This is a genomic window from Caenispirillum bisanense, from assembly GCF_900230255.1.
GTDB classification, from domain to species: Bacteria; Pseudomonadota; Alphaproteobacteria; order Rhodospirillales; family Rhodospirillaceae; genus Caenispirillum; species Caenispirillum bisanense_A.
Genome location: NZ_OCNJ01000001.1, coordinates 922779 through 929312, shown reverse-complemented (window position 1 = coordinate 929312; position 6534 = coordinate 922779). Strand labels below are relative to the sequence as shown.

Sequence of the window (6534 nt, the reverse complement as noted above, 5' to 3'; positions counted from 1 at the left end):
CCAGGATCAAACTCTCATGTTGATCTTGACGGATCGGAACATTCTTGCAAAACGCTTTGCGTCACATCCTGATCTCCGTCCCGAAGGACTTCGATCGGGTGCTTCCCAAGATGCGCTGGCATTCTGTTCGATCCCATTAGGCCGAACCGCCGCCTGCGCATCCCTTCCGTTCGTTCACGATGTCAAAGAGCAGGGAGCCAGAAGCTCCAGAATTCCGTCTCCGTGTTCCGCGGCCCCTTTCAGAACCGCCCGGCCCGCCGGGGAGGCCGTTATTTAGAGAAGCGAGAAGTCGTTGTCAACCTCTTTTTTCTCTTTTCTTTCCGACCCATCGAAGCGAACTCCGAGGTGTCGGGAGGCGGCGTATCTAAGCGATCCATCCGCCCCTGTCAACCGGTTGTTTTCACCGCCGCGCCTGCCGAAGCAGAACGGAAACCCTTGGGCTGGTTGAGCCCTTTGGGCCGGCGCCGAACTTTTCCCGATTGCCTTCGCAGCAGGTCCGCCGCGTCGGTGGCGGATATGTAGGCGCCTGCCACGGAACTGTCAACAAGAAAAAACCGCCTGTCATCGACCCGACCGGTCCCCTGCGATCCCATAGGATGGAACACCGCATGCGCGCGCATGCGAGGGACCGATGCATGCGGACGTCATGAACTCCGCATGGGGAACGCTCTGGGAACGTTCGAAATGCCCGGGAAACGCCGTGAAACACGTTGACAGCAGGCCCTTGCGACGGCATCGTTCAACGGCGGGAACCGGCAGAAAACAGCCAAAAGCCGGACCCTTGAGAGCAGAGTGCTAGAGGAGAGTCGACGAATGCACCGGACGCGACAAGCCCGTCGCGCCGCTACCTTCGTGGTGGCAGCGGGAACTTCCGCCCTGGCCATGGCCATCTTCCTCGGCTGGCCGACGACGACCCTCTCGGATACCTCCCCCGCCTCCCCTTCCCTCACGCCGACCGCCGACGTCGCTGCCCCCGCGGGGCAGAGCCGCCTGGTGACCATGGTCAAGGCCGACGCCCAGCCGACGCAGGACGTGGCCTTCACCATGGTCTCGCCCGCGCCGGAACAGACGGAAGCCGCCCCCCTGCCGCAGGAACCCGCGGTGGTCGAGCACACGCTGACCATCAAGCGCGGCGACACGCTCATGGGCGTGCTGGTGTCGGCCGGCGTCGACGCCACCGAGGCGCACAGCTCCATCGAGGCGCTGCGCGAGGTGTTCGATCCGCGCCAGCTGCGCCCGGGCCACGAGATCACCGTCACCTTCGACTCCGCCGCCACCCCCGACGGCGGCGAGGTCTTCCAGGGCTTCTCCTTCGAGCCGCAGCCCGCCCTGCGGGTCGGTGCCACCCGCGACCCCTCGAGCGGCTCCTTCGCGCCGGCCGAGGAGAAGGCGCCGGTGATGGCCGAAATGCTGCGCGGCGACGGCACCATCGAGAACAGCCTGTTCGCCGATGCCGAGGCCGCCGGCGTGCCCGTCGCGGTTCTGACCGAGATCATCAAGGCCTTCTCCTACGACGTCGACTTCCAGCGCGACATCCAGCCGGGCGACGCCTTCGAGGTGATGTTCGAGCGGGAGCGCACCGAGGACGGCCGCACCGTGCGCGAGGGCGAGGTGTCCTTCGCCTCCCTCACCCTGTCGGGCAAGCGCTACGAGATCTATCGCTACGAGGACAGCAGCGGCGACATCGACTACTACGACGCCAAGGGCCACTCCGTGCGCAAGGCGCTGCTGCGCACGCCGGTGAACGGCGCCCGGCTGTCGTCCGGCTTCGGCATGCGGCGCCACCCGGTGCTCGGCTATTCGAAGATGCACAAGGGCATCGACTTCGCCGCGCCGACGGGCACCCCCATCTATGCCGCCGGCGACGGCGTGATCGAGCGCGCCGGGCCGTTCAGCTCCTACGGCAACTATGTGCGCATCCGCCACAACAAGGAATTCGACACGGCCTACGCCCACATGTCGAAGATCGCCAAGGGCATGAAGCCGGGTGCGCGGGTGAAGCAGGGCGACGTCATCGGTTACGTCGGCTCCACCGGCCGCTCCACCGGCCCGCACCTGCACTACGAAATCCTGAAGAACGGCAGCCATGTGAACCCGCAGGGCGTGCGCTTCCCGACCGGTCGTATCCTGGAGGCCAAGGAACTGGCCCGGTTCAAGACCGCCATGGCGGAGACGCGCCGGATCTATGCCTCGCTGCCGAGCATTTCGAAGGTGGCCAGCGCGGGGCAGTGAGGCCGTTTTTGCCACCAAGGCACGAAGTACACCAAGAGGCTGCGGCGTAATGGCTGCGGCCTCTTGTCGTTTCGGGCTGCGGTTTAACCACCAAGGCACAAAGACACCAAGGCGCTGCGGCGGGGCGGCGGCGTCTTGCTCAGGTCGGTCGCTGGATGAGTCTTGCGGGCGAAGCCCGCAGGAGATTTCGACGGCCCAGTCGCCGGGCACCACCGCCACCGTGCTGCTCGGCTCTCTTGGTGCCTTGGTGTCTTTGTGGCCACCCGCAGCGCCCAAAACAACAAGAGGCTGCGGCGTAATGGCTGCGGCCTCTTGTCGTTTCCGGCGGCGGTTTCACCACCAAGACACCAAGGCACCAAGGGGCTGCGGCGGGGTGGCGGCGTCTTGCTCAGTGTCGGCCACTGCATGAATCTTGCGGGCGAAGCCCGCAGGACAACTCGACGGCCCGGCCGCCGGGCGCCACCGTCACCATCCTGCCCCGCTCTCTTGGCGTCTTGGTGTCTTGGTGGTTATAAAACCGCCCCCAGACACGACAAGAGGCTGCGGCCGTCAAGCCGCAGCCTCTTGGTGTACTTGGTGCCTTGGTGGCTACCCCTTCACCGTCCCCTCACGCCGCCTCCGCCGCCACAGCCTCGCCGTTGATGACGAGCCGGTCGCCCTCGGCGCCGAGGCGGATGGTGCCGCCGTCGGCGATGCGGCCTTCCAGCATCATCATGGCGAGCGGGTTCTCCAGGCTGCGCTGGATCACCCGCTTCAGCGGCCGGGCGCCGTAGACCGGGTCGAAGCCCTTGTCGGCCAGCCAGTCGCGGGCGGCCGTGTCCATCTCCAGGGTGATCTGCCGGTCGGCGAGACGGTTGACGAGGCGCGCGATCTGGATGTCGACGATGCCCGCCATGTTCTCGCGGAACAGCCGGTGGAACAGCAGGATCTCGTCCAGCCGGTTGAGGAACTCCGGCCGGAAGGCGCTGCGCACCACCTCCATCACGTCGGCCCGCACGGCGCCGCTGTCCTGCCCCTCCGGCTGGGCGGCGAGGATCTCGGCGCCCAGGTTGGAGGTCATGACGATGAGCGTGTTGCGGAAGTCGACGGTGCGGCCCTGGCCGTCGGTCAGGCGGCCGTCATCCAGCACCTGCAGCAGCACGTTGAAGACGTCGGGGTGCGCCTTCTCCACCTCGTCGAACAGCACCACCTGGTAGGGCCGGCGGCGCACGGCCTCGGTCAGCGAGCCGCCTTCCTCGTAGCCGACGTAGCCCGGCGGCGCGCCGATGAGGCGGGCGACGGCGTGCTTCTCCATGAACTCCGACATGTCGATGCGGACCATGGCGGTCTCGTCGTCGAACAGGAAGGCCGCCAGCGCCTTGGTCAGCTCGGTCTTGCCGACGCCCGTCGGACCGAGGAACAGGAAACTGCCCATGGGCCGGTTGGGGTCGCTGATGCCGGCGCGGGCGCGACGGATGGCGTTGGAGACGGCGACCACCGCCTCGCGCTGACCGACCACGCGCGACTGCAGCCGGTCTTCCATGTGCAGCAGCTTCTCGCGTTCACCGGTGAGCATCTTGTCGACGGGAATACCGGTCCAGCGGCTGACCACGCCGGCGATGCTTTCGGGCGTCACCGTCTCGTTGACCATGGCGCCGGCGCCGCTCTCGCGCTGCTCGGCCTCCTTCAGCTTGGCTTCCAGCTGCGGGATGGTGGCGTACTGCAGCTCGCCGGCCTTTTCGTAGCGGCTTTCGCGCAGGGCGCGGTCGAGTTCCAGGCGGGCCTGCTCCAGTTCCTCCTTCAGCTTGGAGGCGGAGGCGACCTGCGCCTTCTCCGCCTGCCAGCGGGCGGTGACGTCGGCGCTCTCGGCCTCCAGCTCGGTAAGTTCCTTCTCCAGCTTGCCGAGGCGGTCGCGGGAGGCGTCGTCGGGCTCCTTCTTCAGGGCCTCGCGCTCGATCTTCAGCTGGACGATGCGGCGGTCGAGCTCGTCCAGTTCCTCGGGCTTGCTGTCCACTTCCATGCGCAGGCGGCTGGCCGCCTCGTCCACCAGGTCGATGGCCTTGTCGGGCAGGAAGCGGTCGGTGATGTAGCGGTTGGACAGCGTGGCGGCCGAGACCAGCGCCGCATCGGCGATGCGCACGCCGTGGTGCAGCTCGTACTTTTCCTTGATGCCGCGCAGGATGGAGATGGTGTCCTCCACCGACGGCTCCTGCACGAACACCGGCTGGAAGCGCCGCGCCAGCGCCGCGTCCTTCTCCACGTGCTTGCGGTATTCGTCGAGCGTGGTGGCGCCGACGCAGTGCAATTCGCCGCGGGCGAGCGCCGGCTTGATCATGTTGGAGGCGTCCATGGCGCCTTCCGCCTTGCCGGCCCCGACCAGGGTGTGCATCTCGTCGATGAAGAGAATGATCTGGCCTTCGGCGGCGGTCACTTCCTGCAACACGGCCTTCAGGCGTTCCTCGAATTCGCCGCGGAACTTGGCGCCGGCCACCATGGCGCCGAGGTCGAGCGCCAGCAGCTTCTTGGTCTGCAGGCTTTCCGGCACGTCGCCGTTGATGATGCGCAGCGCCAGGCCCTCGACGATGGCGGTCTTGCCGACGCCGGGCTCGCCGATGAGGACGGGGTTGTTCTTGGTGCGGCGGCTGAGCACCTGGATGGTGCGGCGGATTTCCTCGTCGCGGCCGATCACCGGGTCGAGCTTGCCGTCGCGCGCCGCCGCCGTCAGGTCGCGGGCATACTTCTTGAGGGCGTCGTACTGCTCCTCGGCACCCGCTGACTGGGCGGTGCGGCCCTTGCGCATCTCGCGGATGGCGGCGTTGAGGCCCTGCGGCGTCAGGCCGGCGTCCTTCAGCACCTTGCCGGCCGTGGTCTGCGAGGTCGCGAGCGCCAGCAGCATGTATTCGGCGGTGACGAAGCTGTCGCCGGCCTTCTCGGCGGCCTGCGTCGCCTGATCGAGGACACGGCCCAGTTCCTGCGCCACGTACATCTGGGCGCCCTGCACCTTGGGCAGCTTGTCGACGGCGGCCGTCACCTCGGCCAGCGCGCGGGCCGGATCGGCCTTGGCGGCGCGCATGAGGTTGGCGGCGAGCCCTTCCTTGTCGTCGAGCAGGGCCTTCAGCAGATGCTCCGGCGTCACCTGCTGGTGGTTCTGGCGGAGCGCGATGGTCTGGGCAGCCTGGATGAAGCCCTTGGACCGGTCGGTGAACTTCTCGAAATCCATTCTCGTAAACCCCCGTTTCGATTGACGAGGCCGGCGGTCCCTGCCATAGGCGACCGGCAACCCCTCACGGTTGGAAGGGACATAGGGAGGACGGGCGTTCCGCCGCAAGTGGCAGCATCATGATCCGAACCCTGCGCGTTGGCACCAACGATGGACGACTTCGCCGCGCCGAAGCGAGCTTCATGTTGACAAGCCCGGTGAGTTGTTCAATGGAGAAAAGATGACCTGTCACATCGCCGCGCTCTACCGCTATCCCGTCAAGGCCCTGAGCCCCCAGCCGCTGGACCACGCCGTGCTCGAAGTCGGCGGCGGCCTGCAGGCCGACCATCGCTATGCCCTCGCCCACGGGGCGGGCTCGACGGCCGGTGCGGGCGACGTGGTGACGGGCCGCCTGCCCCGCTCCAGCCTGGTGACGCTCAGCGATTGCCCCAAGCTCGCCACCCTGGTGACGCGCTTCATCGAGCCGCTGAACGTGCTGACCGTGGAGCGTGACGGCCGTCAGGTGACCCGCGGCGACCTGACCGTGCCGATCGGGCGGGCGATCCTGGAGGACTTCTTCACGGCTTTCCTGCGCGGTCACACGCGCGGCAAGCCCCGCCTCGTCATCGCCAAGCCGGGCGAGACCTTCGCCAACCACGAACGGCCGGGCGTCGTGCTCATCAACCGCTCCAGTGTCTCGGACATCGAACGGGTGGTCGGCCAGCCCGTGGACCCGCTGCGCTTCCGCGCCAACATGCTGATCGACGGCCCCTCCCCCTGGGCGGAGCTGGAGTGGATCGGGCGCGAGGTGCGGGTCGGCGGCGGCGTCGTGCTGCGGGTGGTGGCGGCGATGCCGGTCCATCCGGCGGCGGAGGTGAACCCGCAGACGGGCGCCGTCGACCTCAACCTGGACAAGGCCATGAAGCAGGGCCTCGGCCACGACACCTTCGGCATCCTGTGCGAGGTGGTGGAAGGCGGCCAGGTGAACACCGGGGATACCGTGATGGTGGCCTGAGGCAGAGCACCGGCTCGTCCTCCGCTGCCGAGACGGACGCCAGTCCGCAGGAGATGCCACCACGCCGACGGCACCAAGAAGAAACGCCCCGCGGATCAGCGTCCGCGGG

Annotated in this window: 3 protein-coding genes; 2 read left to right on the top strand and 1 reads right to left on the bottom strand. The window is 67.5% G+C overall.

The annotated features are described in order from the left end of the window. The first annotated feature begins 813 nt into the window (after positions 1-813). Positions 814-2232: a M23 family metallopeptidase gene (locus tag CRP50_RS04385; protein WP_245913352.1), complete on the top strand. Its 1419-nt coding sequence runs from the start codon at positions 814-816 to the stop codon at positions 2230-2232. 607 nt (positions 2233-2839) lie between these two features. Here the strand turns inward: CRP50_RS04385 and clpB are convergent. Next, positions 2840-5431, bottom strand: a complete 2592-nt coding sequence (gene clpB / locus CRP50_RS04380; protein ID WP_097277734.1) for an ATP-dependent chaperone ClpB — start codon at positions 5429-5431, stop codon at positions 2840-2842. A 220-nt stretch (positions 5432-5651) separates the two neighbouring features. On the opposite strand from clpB, the gene CRP50_RS04375 reads away from it, so the two are divergent. After that, positions 5652-6425, top strand: coding sequence for an MOSC domain-containing protein (locus CRP50_RS04375; RefSeq protein ID WP_097277733.1), 774 nt, complete (start codon positions 5652-5654; stop codon positions 6423-6425). The last annotated feature ends 109 nt before the right edge of the window (positions 6426-6534 follow it).

Coding starts and splice junctions, on each gene's coding strand:
- CRP50_RS04385 (WP_245913352.1), top strand. CDS start 814: ATGCACCGGACGCGACAAGCCCGTCGCGCCGCTACCTTCGTGGTGGCA.
- clpB (WP_097277734.1), bottom strand. CDS start 5,431: ATGGATTTCGAGAAGTTCACCGACCGGTCCAAGGGCTTCATCCAGGCT.
- CRP50_RS04375 (WP_097277733.1), top strand. CDS start 5,652: ATGACCTGTCACATCGCCGCGCTCTACCGCTATCCCGTCAAGGCCCTG.